The following is a 17,929-nucleotide window of genomic DNA, read 5'->3' as shown; positions in this document are numbered from 1 at the left end:
AGTTTAGAAAGGGGTGTTAATGGAATTGCTTTTATTCTTCGTCTTATTATTTTTAATATTTGGTTATTTATTTGTTTTACAACTGATTAAGGCAATTAAAGGAGACGATACCCATCACCAATATGGACTTGTAAAACACTCGTCAGCTTTATTGTTTTTCTGTGGTCAGTCTCTTTGTTTTTCTTGTTGACAGCATTTATGGGATAGTTGGTTCTTATTTTCTCTTTTAAAGATGCGGAAAAGAGATCTTGAAATTTAGCAATAATAAATTCTATAGGAAGTGGGTATTTTTCATTTTCGTCTTATTGATGTCACAAATGGATGTTTGCAAGAATAATTATGAATGCAATGGAAACTACTGCTGTTTTCCCTAATTCTGGTCGTATTGTTCCGGAACTGAAAGATGAAAAGATTAGAGAAAAAGTATTATCTAACTACAGGATAATTTATAGAATTAATAATGATGCAGTAGAAGTAGTTCGAATCATCCACAATGCTAGGAACTTTAAAGATATTAAACAATAAACATCATGGCTCTGAATTGATGGCTATGATGTTTTTTTATAAAAAAATATTAAGTTTGTGAATTAATACAACGGGGCCTATGTTTAACAAGAAAAGTGTACTATTCAATACAAATAATCCTACGGAAAAATTTCAGCCTATTCTAATAAAAAAGGAATAGGCTTTTTATTGTATATTTTCTATTGGTAAACTCGTTGTTCTATTATGGTGAAATTCGTGGCAACCCCTGGTAAAAAACATGGCAGAAATGGTACATTCTTGTGGCTGTAATCAGTTAACCAAAGGAAACATATTGTTGTAAGAGATAGCTAATGGGCATAAACATATAAATGAAAAATGAGAATGCTGTATTCTCAAGGAGTTGTTATACAAACTAACCGGTTAGTGATATGGTTTATATAGAGATCTTTTATTTTCGATTGAAGTCATACCAAGGGTGGTGTAAATAATTGATTGAAAAAAGAAGAACAAAAAAGTCGTCCAAGATAAAATCAATACTAGTTATAGTAATTCTATCTTTCGTTTTAATAGGTTGCTTGTTAGTACTATTCATAGCTAATGATAAAAGGATAATGAATCATACAGAAAATCATGTTGTAAAAGTAGAGAAAAATTTTTCCTCTGAAACGACGGAACAAGATTCTTCTTCTAGTGAAAAGGAGAACAATCAATCAGCAGAAACAATCATAAACCATACTGTTTCCTTAGCCAAAGAAGGGAAAATTGAAATAGCCCCATTTGTTGCTGGTAAAACAAAGGTAAGTGAAGTGACAAGGGAGTGGGGTGACCCGAAACAGGAATCTCCACTAGATACGATTACTTATGAGGATTATCCAAATCATGTAGCGACAATAGGTGTGAAGAATAATGTAGTGATGGATTTGAGGTCCTGGGGTTCTAATCTAAAGGAGATCCATTACAAAGACATCATAAAAATGCTTGGGGAAGCGGAGGAAATAAAGTATTACCAAGACGAGATACATGACCAGGTTATCCTTTCGTATCTAGTTAACGCTAATTATGAGTTGAAATGGATTTTGCCTAAGCCAACAAAGGAAGCTGATAATCCTGCTGTTGATCATATATCGATAGTTAGCACGCAGCAGTTAGATGACAGTGAACAGACATCCATTGATCAGACTGAAATGAGTTTCGATGAAAAGATAGGGCAAATGATTATTGCAGGGGTAGAGGGAACTTCTATGCAAGCCAATAATAAACAGTTAATTACTGAGTACCATATAGGCGGAGTCATTTTTTATTCTGAAAACCTACTAAGCTATCAACAGTCAGCTAAATTTATCCAACGTTTTAAAGAAATCAATCGGTCCAATCGGCACCCCCTATTGATAAGTGTTGATCAGGAGGGGGGAGAGGTTAGTAGGGTTCCAGGTGTAGAAAAAATCCCTTCTAGCGCATCTATAGGCAAAAGGGGAGATGCTGATTATGCTTATGATATTGGTGTTAAGCTTGGGGAGCAATTGAAGTCTGCTGGGTTTAATGTTGACTTTGCTCCAGTTCTGGATATTAATAGTAATCCGAACAATCCAGTGATAGGAGACAGATCCTATGGGGATAATCCAAGTCTTGTTAGTAAAATGGGAATTCAAACGATGCATGGAATACAATCAAAGAACATCATAGCTGTTATCAAGCATTTTCCAGGCCATGGAGATACTTCGGTAGATTCTCATATGGAGCTTCCGAAAGTGGTTAAGCCTTTAAAAGAGCTAGAAAAGTTTGAATTGGTGCCGTTCAAGAATGCTATTCAAAGTGGAGCGGATGTTGTTATGGTTGCGCATATACTCAATCCCAAGCTAGATCAGAATTACCCTGCATCTTTGTCTAAAGCGGTGATCACAGATATCCTTCGAAACGACTTAAGCTTTGATGGTGTTGTGATAACGGATGATTTGACGATGGGTGCAATTATGAAGCATTACGATATTGGTGAAGCTGCCGTTCAGTCCATTAAGGCTGGGAGTGATATTCTCTTGGTTGCGCATGATTATACTAAAGTTGTTCAGGTAATCGAACGTATTAAAGAAGCGGTTCGTGACGGGGAAATAAGTGAAGAGAGAATCAATGAAAGTGTTAATAGGATAACTAAGCTGAAAGAGGAATATCTTAGGAGCTAAGAATGGAAGCAAGGGAACCGTCCCCTTGCTCCGACTATACCTTTTCTATTCCCCATAATAATACGTCTATACTTTTGGAATAATGGAGTAATGGTTCGCTTTGTTCTGATTGAAATTCACTAATTGGGACCATCGTATTGCAGGTTATTTTTGCTTCTGCCTGTTGTAATGGCCATGGATCGTGAACAATTTCTGAGATAAATAGTTTGTTATGGTGTGTCGTATATAAACAATATCTTTCTGTTAACCAGTGTTCTAGTGTGCCTTTTTGTGCAAAGAAAATGTCTGATGTTGGCTGATAGGAGGCTGTAAATTCATATTTTCCTTCTTCTTTAGGTCTATTTGAATGATAATGGATAGTTTCTCCGTCCTGTCTGGTTGAAATAGTTGCGTGCTGATATGGCAAATAGAAGAATCGTTTTGCTACTTGTACAGCTAAGAAATTAGTAGCATCCAAGCTAAAAAAATAAACTCCAGGTTTTCCATTTTTTGAAACGTATGTCCGAACGTTAATTTCAGGAAAGCTTGAAGTAAATGGTATTTCCGGGAGGTATCTTAGACGGATATTCCTCATGTTAAACGGGACTACAGCAATCCAGGCATGCCCATCAAATGTATCGATATCTAAAGAGTCTGGGATATAGGGTCTTATTACATCTACATCAATCTTCCAATGTGCAAAAAGTAAATGCTCCCATGTCTGTTTCATAACCCAAGGTTTCCTTGGAACGGGCCAAGGACGATGACTATAATTCATAAAAATAACCTCCAAAATGGATGATAGATAAATTAAACCCATACTGTATTAACGATGTCTCCTAAGCAATAGTTAACTAGGCTTTACTCCTATCTTTTTTATATCTATTTTTTTAAATCGAATTTCTATTTTTGTGTCTGATGCAAGGATAATCTTATGTGTGAGATACACTTCGTCGTAGGCTGTAATTTCATCGGTAATCCAGTCATCCAATCCTCGCTGCCCATCAAATGCTATTTTATCACTATCTTCATACGTGTTTCTGTGGATATCATAATCCATTAAATATTTGTTTACACCATGCCACTTAACAACATACTTATCTCCATTCCAATGTAATAGATGGGCCTCGATAAGTGTTGGATCATCCTCTTCTCCTCCGACATCAGGATTAAACAGATTTTTTATGTTTATATCCATTATGTGGGCATCGTGGAAAGAGTTCGTAGCTAAAAACGTATTTGTTTCATCACTAAAACGGCTTTTCATTTGTTTTAATTGTTCTGAATGTCCATCAATATCGCTACATTCATCCGAAAAGTATTTCATCCTAAACCCCTTTTATATTATTTATTCTGGTGGAAATCTGCCATTTTGCAAACTAATGCTCTAAAAGATAAGTTTCTATATAATTCTTTGATTAGTTAACCACTGTTCAAATGTTTTGGCTCCGAAATGATAATCAAGCTCCTCCATCTCAATGGAAAAAATTTTGATGCCAAATCCTTTTAATTCAGATTCTTGAATAGTTTTTTTCATACCATATTGCTCGAAGTCAAAGAAGATGTCCCAAATTTCTTGTGCTTGTCTTTTAAAAGCAATAGCCTCTAAATCAAAACCATTTTCATAATAGCCCAAGTGCATATGGTATCTATCGTCATATAACATTTCGGAACTCCTTACTCTAAAGATTACTGTATTTTGAAAGTGTAAATCATTTCTTCGACAAAGTCACTCTCATTTTAACATAATTATCCATCTTTCTGCTCTATAATCTGGTACACTTATGTTAAGTTAGTTAATTATGGAAGCATGCAGGTTAATCCAGAATAAATGACTAGGAGATGCAAAAAAATGAAAAAGGTTTCTTACATAATTGTGCTTGTAATATTTTTGGCAATAGTTAGTGGATGCTCTAATACCACAGCCAAACAGAAAGATACCGATACGGATTCTACTGATTCATCCAGTACAGTAAATCAGGATTCTGAAAATGAATCACCATCATCTATAACTGGTGATGAATCAGAAAAAGGAAGCGATACAGCACAGAATGAGTCGGATAGTAGTTCCATAGATTTTGACATAGAAACATATTTGAATGAAAATTATTCGATCGATAACACACATTATGAAACAAAGATCTGGAAAAATGATGAAACTGGAAGAACAGAATTTATTGTTAACATACTTCCTGAAACCAAAGCATTTGCACGAGAGGTTAATGATGTATTTAAAAATGGTACGCCTTATAAGGATGAAAGAACCAAAGCTATGTTTGATATGGCTGAGCAAATTATGGGGGATGTACCTGAGATAAACAAGCAGTATCATATCGATTCCGTTAATTGGGTATCAACTATTGATGACTTTTCTGTAATGTTAATACAAGACTATGAAAACAGTGACCTTCGTGCAAGTGATAAGGGGGATAAAACAACACTATCCCAGTATTCTAGCCAACAAATCGAATACGCTAGAGTTTGGATGCAGCTTGGGCCAAATCAGGATATCACTGATTTGTATGTTCGACATATTCCGGCTGGCACACCACTTAATCCCGAGGATGACATCGATGTTAGCTATCCCGAGGATGTTATCCAGCTAACGGGTTCTCGTATAGTCGATGGGATTGTAACGTATAGTGGCAATGGGGATGGTACCATCAATGTTTATAATGTTCCAAGACGTTGGTATGGTGGCGCTACTCCTCCTGATGATATGGATAAAGAAGAGGTTCGGAAAGACTTGGAGGATATTGTTACAAATACAACGCTTGTATCTATTGACCCAGGTGCCGATGAAGAAGTTGTTGAGTATATAAAACTGCTACAGGTTACTGACTAGTGTTTTTAAGGTGCATGAAATTGGAGGGGTTTTAGTTAGAGGCAAATTCTTGCTAACTAGTAGATTCTGCAGACTAATTCATTGGGGGTAAAAGGATAGTTGGCAAATTAGTAATTAAGCCGTCTCATTTGGGGTTGTTTTGTTGAAAGCCTCGTAGAAGAAGGAGTTGTCGATGTGGCAGCTCCTTTTGAATCTTTTCTTTTAAAATAGTCGTATGTATAAGAAATGATTGTTTTCATTTCCAAAAGGAGAAGGTGGAATTTTTGAAAGTTATAGAAACAGAGAGAGTGTATTTAAGAGAATTAGTTTTAGAGGATACGGAAAATTTGTCGAAGGTGCTTAGTGATAAAGAATCTATGCAATATTATCCCAAGCCATTCACCATTAAAGAGGTAGAGAAGTGGATTGAGTGGAACATTGATAATTATGCTAAGCATAGCCATGGCTTATGGGCGGTTATTTTAAAAGATGGGAATAAGTTCATTGGGGATTGTGGTATAACGATGCAGTTAATTGATAAGGATTACGTCCCGGAAATTGGCTTTCATATTATCAAGAAATATTGGAACAAGGGTTATGCAACGGAAGCAGCAGCTGCCTGTAGGCGATATGCGTTCGATACATTGAAATATCCTAAAGTGTTTTCCTATACAACAATTAAAAATATTCCTTCACAAAAGGTCGCACAAAAGATAAGGATGCACACATATAAAACATTTGAAAAAAATGGAGAAAAACAAATTGTTCAAGTGGCGGTTAATAATCTGGTGTGATGAAGGTCGTGGTTTATTTTGAAAAGTTGAAGCTCTTTTTTTATTCCTGGGCCTGGGCTTTTAGGGTTCTACCTATAGATTATCTACCAGTTTTTTCAAATTACCAAAGTGGTAGGATTCAGATTAATTATGGTGGGATGAACTCATGCATATAGATGTAAACTAAGCATATATAAACTAAAACCACAGTGACATAATAGTGCACAGTGGTTTTGTTCTTTAATAATTAGAATTGTATTATTTAGTAAATCTAAGTACCTACATGTTTTTGACGGGACTAAGTTGCATTTAATATTTACTACGGAAATTACTGAGCACCAACTTTAATAAAAACATATGGAAAGTTGCGGTCTCCAGAAATAATATGGAAGAAGGGAGTAACTTGTTCATAATTGTTTTTTTCCATATAATCCAAGAGTAATGCGTAAGCAGTTTCTGTGTTATTTTCAAAATCGCTATGTAATGGAATGGAGATCATACCCTCGACACTAAAATAACTATGAAACTCCACAGCCTCCAAATTATTAACTTGATGTTCTTTTATAGGCATAAAAAACTCAGTTAGCATGATTTCATCTTTGGGTACATTATTTACTGAATAAAAAAATGGACCTTTAATGGTATGGTTTCTAGCGACCTGTTCAGTGAAATCCTTCATTGCGATCTCGAAATCTTTGTAATGAAATTCGTATTTTCTAGCAACAACATTTGTAAATCGGATGGATTCGTTCGGATTAATCATTTAAATCCCCCTGTGTTATCGGTGCATAGACATCAATGATTCCATCTCCGTAGACATCCAAGTAAATATGAAAATAAGGTTCCTGTAAGTTAACATCCATTAATTTTGCTGTTTCTCCTAGAAGGCCATAGGTGAAATCTAGTGGTTCATCGAGATATGCATGTCTAGATACCAACCCATCTTTAAATTCTAACTTTTTTATGAAACGGAATTTATCATTTTCTGGCATATCAATAGGTTGATTGATAGGTAGATAGAAAGTATATTCTGCTTTCTGGTTTTCTTTATTCAAGTCCTTAATTTGGTAAAGGATTGGTCCTGTTCCGTATAAACCATTACTAATGACAGCATTTCTCAAATCTGACGCCAACAAATGCCATTCACTTACATGACATATAGCAGTTGTACTTATCACATTATGAAAAATAACTGGAGCACGTTTTACATTCATTTTTAACTCGCCCCTTGAATGTACTTTGGAATTTTGTTAAAAGATTTATATTTAAATTTACAGTAGGCTAATAGAATTAATTCAGGAAGAGCCATGGCGACAGCAAACTGTAAAAAGATAGAAGTAATTAAAAGAATAGCAAGTAAACCTATATCAGAAAAAGAGGCAGAGGCCTTTCCTATTAATCCCCCCATGATGGAAAAAGCAAAAATGATAGGGATGCTGACATAAGGTTTGGATTCTTTAAAGTTATATAATCCGCTACCACCCTTTTTGAAATGCCCTTGTTTCAAGCGGATAGCTCCTCTAATTACAGAAAGAAGTAGAAAAAGGATTCCACCAATAAATGAGATCGCCCCTACAAAGAATATAAAGGAAGGTGCGTTCTTGTAAGCACTCTGTAAAAAAAATATCAGGTAAAACTCTATAGAAAATTTAAATGCAGTTACTACTCCTAGTATTAATTGCAATTTTTGTAGTTTATAGGAGAGTCTTTGATTACTAAATAAAAGTGTTATTAAGATCTGAATACCAAGTACAATTATGTTTACTTTAGCAGCTAAACTCCATATTGGTTCGATGCTTTCCACATTAAGTGCCCTAAAAGAAATAATTGTTAAAAAAAGGCTAAATATGGTTGCTCCCCAAAAGAAGCTTATTATTCCTTTTGGGCTTAGGCGTCCATAAGCAACTTCTTCTAATAAATATACGTTTTTAATACTATCTTTAACCGATGTTTTCATACTTAGTCCCCCTACCAAAAAACCTTATCTAGTTTTTTACCGATATTGCTAGTTACATTGCCGATTGTGTCTGTTACATCATCAATTGCCTTACTTGCTTCATCAACCATTTCATTTGCAAAGTCCTTAGTGACATCGACAACACTCTTATCTCCCAAAAGAGGGGCATTAAAGGCCATGTTTACGGCAAAACCGGCGCCAGCACCAATTACAGTACCTAGTGGTGGTAAAAACAGCGACCCTGCAGCTGCACCAGCTGCAGTTGCAGCTGCAGCAGATCCAACATCAACAGCAGTATCTACAACGAATTTGGATGAATCGAAGTTACCATTTTCATCATGCGCCTTAGCCCAATTTGAACCGATCATTAATACGTTACCAAGTGCGCCAGCAGACTTACCGATTTTCGTGAAATTAGAGGCATCTTTCCATCCACGGAAATCATCCCAAAACATAACATTTCCTTTTATACTATCAGCAGCTCCAGTACCTGCAGCACTTAGAACTTTTCTGGCTGGATTATACGGTAGCCTCTTTACATAACCATTAAGCGCCTGTACTTTTGTTTCGGAAAATATTTTTCTATCTTGATTTGGGATTGGGCTCTTTGGCTGATTTTCATTATACAGTACGATTCCATCTCCATATTTGGATGATTCCATTATTCGGCGGATGCTTTCTTTTCTCCATGGACTACTAGCATCAATATTTTTCAGGAATAATTTTCTAAGTTCTTTGTAATTCGATATTGAACTAGATAGTTTTAAATAGGTAACACCATTTTTTTCTATTAGTTTATAATTCAAACTTTCTAAAACTGATTTTGCAAGGATACCAGTAGTACCTATGACTGAACCTTCAATTGCAGTCATGTACTGTTTAAACATGCTTGGATTTTCATCCCCTGAAAAACCATCTAATACCATATTGTGAATTTCTTTTAGGGTAGATTCTAATTGAACAGAGTTTGATTTTACCTTTTGTTCACAATTGTTGTAATAGACGATGGATTGTTGTATAAAGTTAACTAGTTTCTTAATTTGAACGTCAACGTCACTAAGTGATTCATCTATCCTATTTAAGCGATAACTAATTCCATGACGCGAACGTATTTTCCAATCTATGGCTTGCTTTTGTGAATGGAAATCCCCTTTTATACCTGATAAACGATTACTTACATATTTTAATTCTGTTGATATATCAGCTATGTAATTACTGTTGAACATAATCCGAGACAATCCTAATCCCTCCTTTTAATATAGTGAAAATATTATAAATCCAGAGTTGTTTAATAGTAGATATATGGATGAACAGAAGAATTTTACTAGTGTAGAAGAGTTTATTTTGTAATAAGTGGATGGATATGGTTAAATTCACCAAATAACATCAAGATTTTACCATAGTTAAATTTCCTTTTAAAGATATTCAGTAAGAATACTAAGATATGAGTATATAGATGCATTACTATCTCAGGGAGAAGACGGGAGTATATAATTCAAAATACCTAATTAAAACGTATTATTTATTATCATACACGTCTTTTGACTCTACCGCCTTCAGAGAGGAATCGGATGAAAATTAGAATATTAGAAGGAAGGCTGATGAAAATGTCGAAGAAATCTAGGAAGTAGAATAAAAGATTAAAAGTCAAACAACAATTGAAAAATGAAATGCGACAAGAAAGACCAAATTGGATGATTTCAACAGTATGGTTTATTTGTGTTTCTAAGTTCGGAGCAATTCCAGCTTTTCTTATATGGACCTGGATTATTCCACAAAAAATGGATGAATAATAAACTATCATTAATCGTCATCATCATTCTTGGAGGCGCAACATGGATAGCGGGCGGTATTTACATAGATCGCTGGTACCAAAAAAGGTATGCGCGTTACTTTGAATGGAAGAAGGAGCTAGAGCGAACATTTCTCTAACATCGTCTAATAGAGTTAAGAGTGTGGAGAGACAGCAATAAGAAAACGTAGGAGGTGTAACCTGGTAATGAATCCAGGGATCTATGATGGAAAAATATTTGGATATGCAAGGTAAGGTCTGTGTGATAACGGGCGCTAACGCAGGCATTGGTAAAAGGGCAGCGTTTCAGTTAGCGCAATTAGGTGCGAAAGTGATCATCGTCAGTCGGAATGAAGGAAGTGGCAAAAAGGCTGTGGAGGAAATCTCTAAGGAAACGAAAAACAATCACGTTTACTTTTTCAAAGGAGACCTTTCTTATCAAGCGAGCATTAAAAACCTTGCGAATGAGATAATAGCGCAATGGAACGAAATTAACGTGTTAATTCATAACGCAGCGAATTTCGATTTATCTATGAAACAAGCGAGTTTAACAGAAGATCGGGTAGAGACAATTTTTGCTACAAACCATTTAGGCCCTGTGTTGCTAACGAATCTATTATTGGATTTACTAGAGAAAGGAAAGGCGAGGGTGATTACGATTGCCTCCAAAGGCTTACTTGCTTATCCTTTGATGCGGATTGATTTTAATAATTTGAATGGCGAGCAAAGTTATTCTCCTACAAAGGCCTATTATCAATCAAAGCTAGCACAGCTAATGTTTACCTATAAAGCGGCAGAGGTTTTGAAGACAAAAGGGATAACGATAAATGCCATTCGCGTTCCTAGTGTACAGTTGGATGAAGGAAGATTGGAACACGTACCTGCTTTGATGAGGAAGCTGTATAAAGTGAAGCGAAAGTTCTCTATTACTCCAGAAAAGATGGCAGAGACATATGTTTATCTGGCAGCGAGCCCTGATTTACAACATGTCACGGGGAAATATTTCAATGAGGATAATGAAATCATTTCTTCCTCCAAATATTCCTATAACCAAGTTGAGATAGATAGGCTTTGGGAATATAGTAACGAGCTTATTCAGGTGGAGCAGTGGTGATTGGGTGATTTTGGGTGCCTGGTATTGGTGATGAGATTACCCTACAAAAAACTAGAACTACATCACCTTCGTATTATCATCTTAGCTTTACCTTTTGCTTGTTCCGATACTAAATATCTCGGTAAAAAATAGGATGCTTATAGACTAACGGGTTCAGTTTCGGGAGGGAAAATTGCTAATAGCAACAGATATAACATAATAATAGCAAACATTCCGAACGATAATTAACAGTATAAACAGCAAGCAAAAACGCTCAGAAATTTTTTCTGAGCGTTTTTATCGTATTATTTATTTTTCTTCTTCAACTAAAGCACCCTTTACTTTAAGTGAACAAATTCACAATAATTACAAGAATGATTTTAACTATTTAATTTTCCAAAAGAAATCCTTAAAACAAATAATAATTTCGGTTACAAAGTTGAAGGATATAACTCTAACTTATCCATATCCACAATAAACCTATATTCCTTTAGTACATCTAAGCCGAGCAAGCCATTATGTCCTTTAGGCAACATACCAACGTCTAACTCAAAGTCTTGCACAGAAAAAGTATCAATTTTGATTTCATCCATTACTTTTGTATAAAATGGTACGCTGCCACCAATTCCATATGCCTCGTAGATTTCATCACCATTCTCGTAAGTGACTCCGATTATTTCTAATATATCAGGTGAAATAACAGTATGTGACGAGCCAGTATCAACGATGACATCATCAATTCTAATAGATTCCCCTCTATAAGTAACAATCAAAGATGTTGTAATAAGTTGTCCATCATATGAAAGTTTCATTAAATTCGTCTCACTTTCATTAGGGGATCTCTGCGAATATGAATAACAAACTCTTTATTTGAAGTATGGTACACAACAGTACCTTCTTCGGCTTTAAAAAACTCTTTATTAGCATCTTCGTCTGCTATTGGACGTATTGGTGCTACTTCATCAACAACCTTTTTATCGCCTTCTTCATGATAATCCAAAATTGATACTAGAAGAAATTGATTTGGGAATAACTCTCTGACTTCTTGCCACTTCATATGCGTATTCCTCCTTTTTCTTTAATTATACTGGATGTAGAGATTGTTTTCATACAGTTTCCATGACTTATTTTATTATCAACTGTTAAACATTCGCTACCCTTTAGCTTAACAAGAAGTTGGCAATATCTCCTGAAACTTTAACCTCTTGTATAATCAGATTGTTAAATTAGATAGCAAAAAGGCAATGAATCCAATAGATAGTCCTATTATTGCTCCTACATCTTTTGCAAAACTTTTGGCTTCTTTTCTTTTTTCAAATATGGTTATCGACTTGCCAAGTGTAAATATTATAAATGCTATACCTATTACTATATGACTAAAACTTGAATGGAATGGAACATCAGTCATTAGCACAATGGATATCGGAATAACAATCAATAATACAGAACTTAAATAGAAGGAAAATTTTAATTTTCCCATATTCTAATAACCCCCTTCTTGTATTTGAAATACCCTTTAATATTATTAAACTCTACTGCCCGTTAGTTGAACAAGACTATCCAGTTTCTTTGTCTATATTTTAACATAAAATCCCAGAAAACCTTCCGAAAAGATAGAACAAAGCACATATAGCTCCACATATCACGCACAAAATAACATAGTGATTAACACACGATTTAGCACCTTAATTCTAAGATGGACATAAAATTATGTACCTTTGTTAAAAGGCTTGCTATTTACTATGTGAATTTAGGTGTTAAAATTCAATTAATGTTGTTATATCAATAGAAATAGGAGTACAAAACGCTATGCGATTTGTACTCCTATTTGATACTTTATTTACAGTTTTCTCTCCTAGAACTGAACCCGTTACTTATAGACTGCATCCATTTTTTTGTCCCTTTTTTTATCTGAATTGGTAAAATTGTACAGGAATTAGAGGCTTATTGTCGAATAGTTAGTAAGTAATTATAACTACTAAGAAATAAAGAGGGATAAGAAGATGGGCCTAACGCAAACACAAAGAAACTTTAGAGAATTTCAGAAGGAACAAGGGAATTATAAAAAATACCGGAATAAAAAAAGGCTAGGATTTGGAACTGGTTTAATTATTCTAATCCTAGCCAGTATCCTGTTTCAATTACCTCAGAGAATTTATAATGAATACCAGATATATCACCATCAAAAAATGAAAAGTTATCTTGATAACACTAAGGAATATAGTAATTTTATAACACTCTACGTAAATCCGTTGACTCAAGATTTACCTAATGTAAATTTGGAATGGGTTCAAAATATGCTAACAGAGAATAATAGACTTGGTGAGGAAATAGAGAGTTTAAAACCTGTATCAGGATTTAAGGAACATCATGAAGGTTTAGTGGAGTTTACTGAGCAAATTGGTATTTATCTTCGAGAGATAGAAAGAATTGGAATGACTTCTAATTATGACTATGATTATATGAAACATTTGTCAGACCAAATAAATGTAGCTCATAGTCAAATGAAAAGTTATTTAGTTAAAGGCTTCCAATCTGAAGATATTCCTTATCGTTTAAAGGAAGATGGGTCTTATGAATATACGATTAAGACTCGATATGGAGAAATAGAGGATGAATAATTTAATAGAAATGGATAAAAATAAATATATTGCGAATAAGATGAGAAGGGTAATAACAGATCAGTTAATTTAATAGAACTTCTCACTTTTAATCTCGATATAATAGAAAAAGCAAGCTCTTTAAGAATACAGAGCTTGCTTTTATTATTAGAAGAATTTAGTTAGCAACTAAATCAAAACTCTCAGCTACTTCAATCATCTTACCTTTATATTTCATCAAATCAGATACCTTCTCAATGTTATAAGTAGTTCGGTCTTTGTCATTGAATTGTATATATTTCTTGGTGTTATCCAAACCTAGACGACATACCCATTTCCTAATAGAATCATCAAGTAGGATATTGAAATAACTCTTGTCATCAAGATCGTATACTCTTTCCACATCAACCACATCGGTTAGGAATAAAAGTGAGACTTTAAATTCTAAGCTTTACTTGTTTTCCCAGAATAATAGTAAAAACTAAAGATTATAGAGATATTCACTATAAGAGATCCACCTAAGATGAACGCCGCATTCCAGTCTTTAGGAGCATCAAACATTAACCATGTATTGTACGTGGCGAGCGCAACACAAGTTACAAGTAGGGCGCCAAAAACTAAATACATTAGATTTGTTAGAATACCTTCTCTCTTATTTTTTTCGATAAAAGTAATCCCTTTGACAACAAAGAGGATACCTAACGTTGTAATTATCACGACAATAAAGTTTGTCACTAGTTCACCTACTTATTATTAAATAGTTATAATCCTGATTTTCTGAAAGTTAAATATTCTGTATCCTTCAACCAACTTGGAGGAACAGTAATTTTGGTAAGTGATCTATCACCTAGATTTATTTTAGCCCCATAATAATAAGATTGCCATACTAATTTAGTACAGTATTGTTTATCTTTTGGTCCAGTAAGAGTAGTTACTATGTTATATTCTGCATTATATCCAGTTTAATTTCTTCTGAAGCAGAACAGATGATATTCCAATGAAACTAAAAATAAAAACAAAAGCCAATGCAACGAAACTTCTTACTGTTTTCTTTTTTACTCTATCAATTTCTTCTATAAAATAGTAAACTACAAAATTAATATACTATGATTTCATTTTCCTGTATATATAAATTTTGTTAATATTATACAATTAAAAGAGGTTTGAAGATAATTAAGTTTGAAGCTTGTTTGATTACTGAATCTCATCATCGATAAAAAACTACTTGAAAACTCTCAAGGAGCTAACAACTCCATAATTTCACTTCTCGACATGAAAAGCTTCCCTTATTCGAATGCCTGAACAAAGGGTAATCAAGCTGCTTCATTAGATTGCAAAAGGTAAATTTAAAACCATTTTTTTGAATTGGGCCAGTAGTAAACGGTCCTGCTTTATTTCTGGTTAAGTGTACTTGCCCTCTCTCATAGGCTTATAAATAGAAGGGAGGATTTTCATGCAGATTCATGTTGTTCAAAGTGGGGAGAATCTTTGGAGAATTGCGCAAACTTACCATACGAAGATTCCAAATATAGTGCAAGCGAACCAAATAGCTGATGCGAATCAGCTAGTGGTTGGGCAGGCTTTAGTCATTCCGATTTGGGGGAGCTTTTATTGGGTGAAGCCTGGAGATACATGGTGGGCAATCGGTCAACGGTTTGGTATCCCTTATACGACCATTGCTCAAATGAATCGAATCAACCCTGAAACACCATTACCGATAGGCCTTCGCTTATTCATCCCACCTATCCCGAAAAGAAGAGCGGAAATAAATGCCTATATCGAGCCGAGGGGAGCCACGGTGAACCCAACGTTAATTAATGATGCTAGAGCAAGTGGTCCTTATTTGACTTATCTTGCACCTTTTAGTTATGAGGCAAGAAGAGATGGTAGTCTAGAGCCAATGCCTTTACAGGGGATCCCAGAAGTTGCGGCCGAAACGGGAGCTTCTTTAATGATGGTTGTCACGAATCTAGAAGGCGGTCAATTTAGTGGAGAGCTTGGCAGAGATATTTTACAGAGCAGAGCTGTTCAAGATTTGTTGTTAGATAACATCTTAGCTGAAGTACGGCGTGTTGGAAGGTATACCGATGTGCATTTTGATTTTGAATTTTTACCAGGAGACCAACGAGAGGCTTACAATAATTTTCTAAGAAGAGCTGCAGCAAGGTTGCGGAAAGAAGGCTTGTTAATCTCTAGTGCATTGGCTCCAAAGACAAGAGCAGATCAGCCTGGGCAGTGGTATGAGGCGCATGATTACCGGGCACATGGGGAAATTGTTGATTTCGTTGTGCTCATGACTTACGAGTGGGGATACTCTGGTGGTCCACCAATGCCAGTGTCACCAATAGGACCAGTGGAAAAAGTTTTACAGTATGCCTTAACCGAAATGCCAGCCTCTAAAATTATGATGGGGCAAAACTTATATGGCTATGACTGGACATTACCGTATGTAGCAGGAGGTGCGTATGCACGTGCCGTAAGTCCGCAGCGAGCCATCGAGCTTGCTAGGCAATATGGTGTTGCCATTCAATATGACAATCAGGCACAGGCACCACACTTTGATTATGTTGATGAACAGGGAAAATCACACAAGGTATGGTTTGAAGATGCCCGATCAATCCAAGCAAAATTTGACCTTGTAAAACGATTGGGTCTGCGCGGTGTAAGCTACTGGAAGCTCGGTCTCGCTTTTCCTCAAAATTGGTTGTTAGTTGGGGAGAACTTTGATGTGGTTAAGCGGTGAGTTAGAAGGGGAGAGCTAGGATGTTGTGATTCCTAGCCTTTCTTTGATTTCCATAGCTAATCTGTTTACATAAAAGGACTGGCTAGTTTACGATTTAGAATAAGTCTAATATAGTGAGGGTTTCTACTTGTTTAGTATAAAAAGGACTACCCTTGACAGCCACAGTCGTATTCCTTAAATTTATATTCTTTGTATAGTCTAACATCATTAAAATCATTTGTATCTGATTCATAAACCTTAACCACGGGGGCAACGTCAACCTTTGCTAATTCCATTACTTGAGTGTCTAGTTCCTCAGATGAATCTAGATGATATTCGTTCATATCTATATAAATATTATTGTGTTCACAAACATCATATGTCACTGCGAAATAATACTTTTTCATGATTTTACTCCCTACATTTTATCCCTAATATCTCCTGTTTGTTGATGATACGCTACCCTTTACTTTAAGTTCATTGTTCACAGATGACCTAATTGTTATCTTAACTGTTTATTTGTTGTAGGTTTTTATTGTTGGTGGTTCATATGTATTAAATTTATCAATTAAGTCTTTAGGATTTGAATTTAATAAAGCTAATGAGCGATATTTCTCCTGCAAAAATTGTTGCTCTACCATATGGTCAAGTAGGTCAACAAGAGGATTGTAGTATCCATTAATATTAAGAAGCCCAAAAGGTTTTTGGTGTAATCCAATTTGCGCCCATGTATATATTTCAAAAAACTCTTCTAAAGTTCCCGGACCGCCGGGTAATGCAATAAATCCATCCGCTAATTCTGCCATTTTCGCTTTTCTTTCGTGCATGGTATCTACGGTATATAATTCAGTTAAATTTTGATGAGATATTTCACGCTCTTCAAGAAGTCTTGGTATAACACCTATGACATTCCCACCTTCTTCTAAGACAGTATCAGCTACCGCCCCCATAGTTCCCACACTTGCACCACCATACACTAATGTAATATTACGCCTGACTAATTCTTTTCCTAATTGAATGGCACCTTCTTTATAAATATCAGACGCTCCATTACTTGAACCACAAAAAACCGCTATACATTCCAAATTAATAACCTCCGATAAACTATAAATATATTGATTTTCCTTCTCATTATATAGTTTTTTCTGATAGGCTAAAAGGGGACTATTAAAGGAGGGGGAAATCTTGAATGTTATTGAGTTTCAGGAATGGGTTAAAGCGTATTATGAACAACGAGGATGGTCTGAATTAGACATTTTTATTCGAATTGGTTTTTTAGCTGAGGAAACAGGGGAAGTTGCAAGAGCTATAAGAGAGCTTGAAATTGGTAGAGACAGACCAGATGAAAGTACGGGAACATTAGAACAACAAAAACAAGAATTAACAGAAGAACTTGGGGATGTTCTAGGAAACCTTATTGTGATTGCCAACAACTATGATATTTCTCTCGAAGATATTTTTCAGTCTCATCGTGACAAACTAGATAAGCGATATACACCATCAAATTAAATTTTTAGAGGTTGTTT

Annotated in this window: 23 protein-coding genes; 9 read left to right on the top strand and 14 right to left on the bottom strand. The window is 35.2% G+C overall.

The window, feature by feature from the left end:
* Nucleotides 1–321 precede the first annotated feature (321 nt).
* Nucleotides 322–525: a type II toxin-antitoxin system RelE/ParE family toxin gene (locus H7K77_RS18835; RefSeq protein ID WP_186580211.1), complete on the top strand. Its 204-nt coding sequence runs from the start codon at nucleotides 322–324 to the stop codon at nucleotides 523–525.
* A gap of 449 nt (nucleotides 526–974) precedes the next feature.
* Entirely contained in the window at nucleotides 975–2,663 is a 1,689-nt protein-coding gene (nagZ, locus tag H7K77_RS18830; protein WP_186580209.1) for a beta-N-acetylhexosaminidase, read from the top strand.
* Nucleotides 2,664–2,697: 34 nt separating this feature from the next.
* On the opposite strand, the gene H7K77_RS18825 is transcribed toward nagZ, so the two are convergent.
* The 3 genes from H7K77_RS18825 to H7K77_RS18815 all read right to left on the bottom strand — a co-directional run bounded on the left by H7K77_RS18825 (nucleotide 2,698) and on the right by H7K77_RS18815 (nucleotide 4,308).
* Entirely contained in the window at nucleotides 2,698–3,420 is a 723-nt protein-coding gene (locus H7K77_RS18825; protein ID WP_186580207.1) for a YqjF family protein, read from the bottom strand.
* Nucleotides 3,421–3,492: 72 nt separating this feature from the next.
* Complete coding sequence (locus tag H7K77_RS18820; protein WP_186580205.1) at nucleotides 3,493–3,969, bottom strand: hypothetical protein; 477 nt, start codon at nucleotides 3,967–3,969, stop codon at nucleotides 3,493–3,495.
* A 75-nt stretch (nucleotides 3,970–4,044) separates the two neighbouring features.
* Nucleotides 4,045–4,308 (bottom strand): DUF3986 family protein, encoded by a 264-nt coding sequence (locus tag H7K77_RS18815; protein ID WP_186580202.1) that lies wholly within the window; start codon nucleotides 4,306–4,308, stop codon nucleotides 4,045–4,047.
* Between the two features lie 186 nt (nucleotides 4,309–4,494).
* On the opposite strand from H7K77_RS18815, the gene H7K77_RS21845 reads away from it, so the two are divergent.
* Both H7K77_RS21845 and H7K77_RS18805 read left to right on the top strand, forming a co-directional pair.
* Nucleotides 4,495–5,487: a hypothetical protein gene (locus H7K77_RS21845; protein WP_186580200.1), complete on the top strand. Its 993-nt coding sequence runs from the start codon at nucleotides 4,495–4,497 to the stop codon at nucleotides 5,485–5,487.
* Between the two features lie 263 nt (nucleotides 5,488–5,750).
* Nucleotides 5,751–6,260 (top strand): GNAT family N-acetyltransferase, encoded by a 510-nt coding sequence (locus tag H7K77_RS18805; RefSeq protein ID WP_186580198.1) that lies wholly within the window; start codon nucleotides 5,751–5,753, stop codon nucleotides 6,258–6,260.
* Between the two features lie 307 nt (nucleotides 6,261–6,567).
* Here H7K77_RS18805 and H7K77_RS18800 read toward each other — a convergent pair whose 3' ends face one another.
* Genes H7K77_RS18800 through H7K77_RS18785 form a run of 4 tightly spaced genes read right to left on the bottom strand, consistent with a single transcriptional unit; the run spans nucleotide 6,568 to nucleotide 9,434 of the window.
* The gene (locus H7K77_RS18800) at nucleotides 6,568–7,002 is read right to left on the bottom strand and encodes a DUF5085 family protein (protein WP_186580196.1); all 435 of its coding nucleotides are present in this window, start codon (nucleotides 7,000–7,002) and stop codon (nucleotides 6,568–6,570) included.
* On the bottom strand, nucleotides 6,995–7,453 hold the full coding sequence (locus tag H7K77_RS18795) for a DUF5085 family protein (RefSeq protein ID WP_186580194.1): 459 nt from the start codon (nucleotides 7,451–7,453) through the stop codon (nucleotides 6,995–6,997). Before H7K77_RS18795 ends, H7K77_RS18800 begins: the two co-directional genes overlap by 8 nt.
* A 2-nt stretch (nucleotides 7,454–7,455) precedes the next feature.
* On the bottom strand, nucleotides 7,456–8,196 hold the full coding sequence (locus H7K77_RS18790) for a hypothetical protein (protein WP_186580192.1): 741 nt from the start codon (nucleotides 8,194–8,196) through the stop codon (nucleotides 7,456–7,458).
* A gap of 11 nt (nucleotides 8,197–8,207) precedes the next feature.
* On the bottom strand, nucleotides 8,208–9,434 hold the full coding sequence (locus tag H7K77_RS18785) for a hypothetical protein (RefSeq protein WP_186580190.1): 1,227 nt from the start codon (nucleotides 9,432–9,434) through the stop codon (nucleotides 8,208–8,210).
* A gap of 481 nt (nucleotides 9,435–9,915) precedes the next feature.
* Here H7K77_RS18785 and H7K77_RS18780 point away from each other — a divergent pair, with 481 nt between their 5' ends.
* Together H7K77_RS18780 and H7K77_RS18775 are read left to right on the top strand one after the other, a co-directional pair.
* Nucleotides 9,916–10,128, top strand: coding sequence for a hypothetical protein (locus H7K77_RS18780; RefSeq protein ID WP_186580188.1), 213 nt, complete (start codon nucleotides 9,916–9,918; stop codon nucleotides 10,126–10,128).
* An 83-nt stretch (nucleotides 10,129–10,211) separates the two neighbouring features.
* Complete coding sequence (locus tag H7K77_RS18775) at nucleotides 10,212–11,102, top strand: SDR family NAD(P)-dependent oxidoreductase (RefSeq protein ID WP_222599454.1); 891 nt, start codon at nucleotides 10,212–10,214, stop codon at nucleotides 11,100–11,102.
* A gap of 410 nt (nucleotides 11,103–11,512) precedes the next feature.
* Here the strand turns inward: H7K77_RS18775 and H7K77_RS18770 are convergent, their stop codons facing one another.
* The 3 genes from H7K77_RS18770 to H7K77_RS18760 all read right to left on the bottom strand — a co-directional run bounded on the left by H7K77_RS18770 (nucleotide 11,513) and on the right by H7K77_RS18760 (nucleotide 12,561).
* Nucleotides 11,513–11,893: a retropepsin-like aspartic protease gene (locus tag H7K77_RS18770; protein WP_186580184.1), complete on the bottom strand. Its 381-nt coding sequence runs from the start codon at nucleotides 11,891–11,893 to the stop codon at nucleotides 11,513–11,515.
* Nucleotides 11,893–12,138, bottom strand: a complete 246-nt coding sequence (locus tag H7K77_RS18765) for a hypothetical protein (RefSeq protein ID WP_186580182.1) — start codon at nucleotides 12,136–12,138, stop codon at nucleotides 11,893–11,895. The genes H7K77_RS18770 and H7K77_RS18765 overlap by 1 nt, the downstream gene beginning before the upstream one ends.
* A 156-nt stretch (nucleotides 12,139–12,294) precedes the next feature.
* Nucleotides 12,295–12,561: a histidine kinase gene (locus H7K77_RS18760; protein WP_186580180.1), complete on the bottom strand. Its 267-nt coding sequence runs from the start codon at nucleotides 12,559–12,561 to the stop codon at nucleotides 12,295–12,297.
* A 523-nt stretch (nucleotides 12,562–13,084) separates the two neighbouring features.
* On the opposite strand from H7K77_RS18760, the gene H7K77_RS18755 reads away from it, so the two are divergent.
* Complete coding sequence (locus H7K77_RS18755) at nucleotides 13,085–13,702, top strand: hypothetical protein (RefSeq protein WP_186580178.1); 618 nt, start codon at nucleotides 13,085–13,087, stop codon at nucleotides 13,700–13,702.
* A gap of 157 nt (nucleotides 13,703–13,859) precedes the next feature.
* Here the strand turns inward: H7K77_RS18755 and H7K77_RS18750 are convergent, their stop codons facing one another.
* The gene (locus tag H7K77_RS18750) at nucleotides 13,860–14,084 is read right to left on the bottom strand and encodes a hypothetical protein (protein ID WP_186580176.1); all 225 of its coding nucleotides are present in this window, start codon (nucleotides 14,082–14,084) and stop codon (nucleotides 13,860–13,862) included.
* Between the two features lie 41 nt (nucleotides 14,085–14,125).
* Nucleotides 14,126–14,398, bottom strand: coding sequence for a hypothetical protein (locus tag H7K77_RS18745; protein ID WP_222599453.1), 273 nt, complete (start codon nucleotides 14,396–14,398; stop codon nucleotides 14,126–14,128).
* A gap of 736 nt (nucleotides 14,399–15,134) precedes the next feature.
* Between H7K77_RS18745 and H7K77_RS18740 the strand changes: the two genes are divergently transcribed.
* Entirely contained in the window at nucleotides 15,135–16,424 is a 1,290-nt protein-coding gene (locus H7K77_RS18740; protein ID WP_186580173.1) for a glycoside hydrolase family 18 protein, read from the top strand.
* 146 nt (nucleotides 16,425–16,570) lie between these two features.
* On the opposite strand, the gene H7K77_RS18735 is transcribed toward H7K77_RS18740, so the two are convergent.
* Together H7K77_RS18735 and H7K77_RS18730 are read right to left on the bottom strand one after the other, a co-directional pair.
* A complete protein-coding gene (locus H7K77_RS18735; protein ID WP_186580171.1) occupies nucleotides 16,571–16,810 on the bottom strand; it encodes a hypothetical protein in 240 nt (79 codons plus the stop codon).
* Between the two features lie 108 nt (nucleotides 16,811–16,918).
* Entirely contained in the window at nucleotides 16,919–17,488 is a 570-nt protein-coding gene (locus tag H7K77_RS18730; RefSeq protein WP_186579711.1) for an LOG family protein, read from the bottom strand.
* A gap of 100 nt (nucleotides 17,489–17,588) precedes the next feature.
* Here H7K77_RS18730 and H7K77_RS18725 point away from each other — a divergent pair, with 100 nt between their 5' ends.
* Complete coding sequence (locus H7K77_RS18725; protein WP_186579713.1) at nucleotides 17,589–17,912, top strand: MazG nucleotide pyrophosphohydrolase domain-containing protein; 324 nt, start codon at nucleotides 17,589–17,591, stop codon at nucleotides 17,910–17,912.
* Nucleotides 17,913–17,929 lie beyond the last annotated feature (17 nt).

Origin of the sequence: Aquibacillus kalidii, assembly GCF_014280935.1 — a bacterium.
Lineage (GTDB): Bacteria > Bacillota > Bacilli > Bacillales > Amphibacillaceae > Aquibacillus_D > Aquibacillus_D kalidii.
This window is presented reverse-complemented; position numbering and strand designations above follow the sequence as displayed.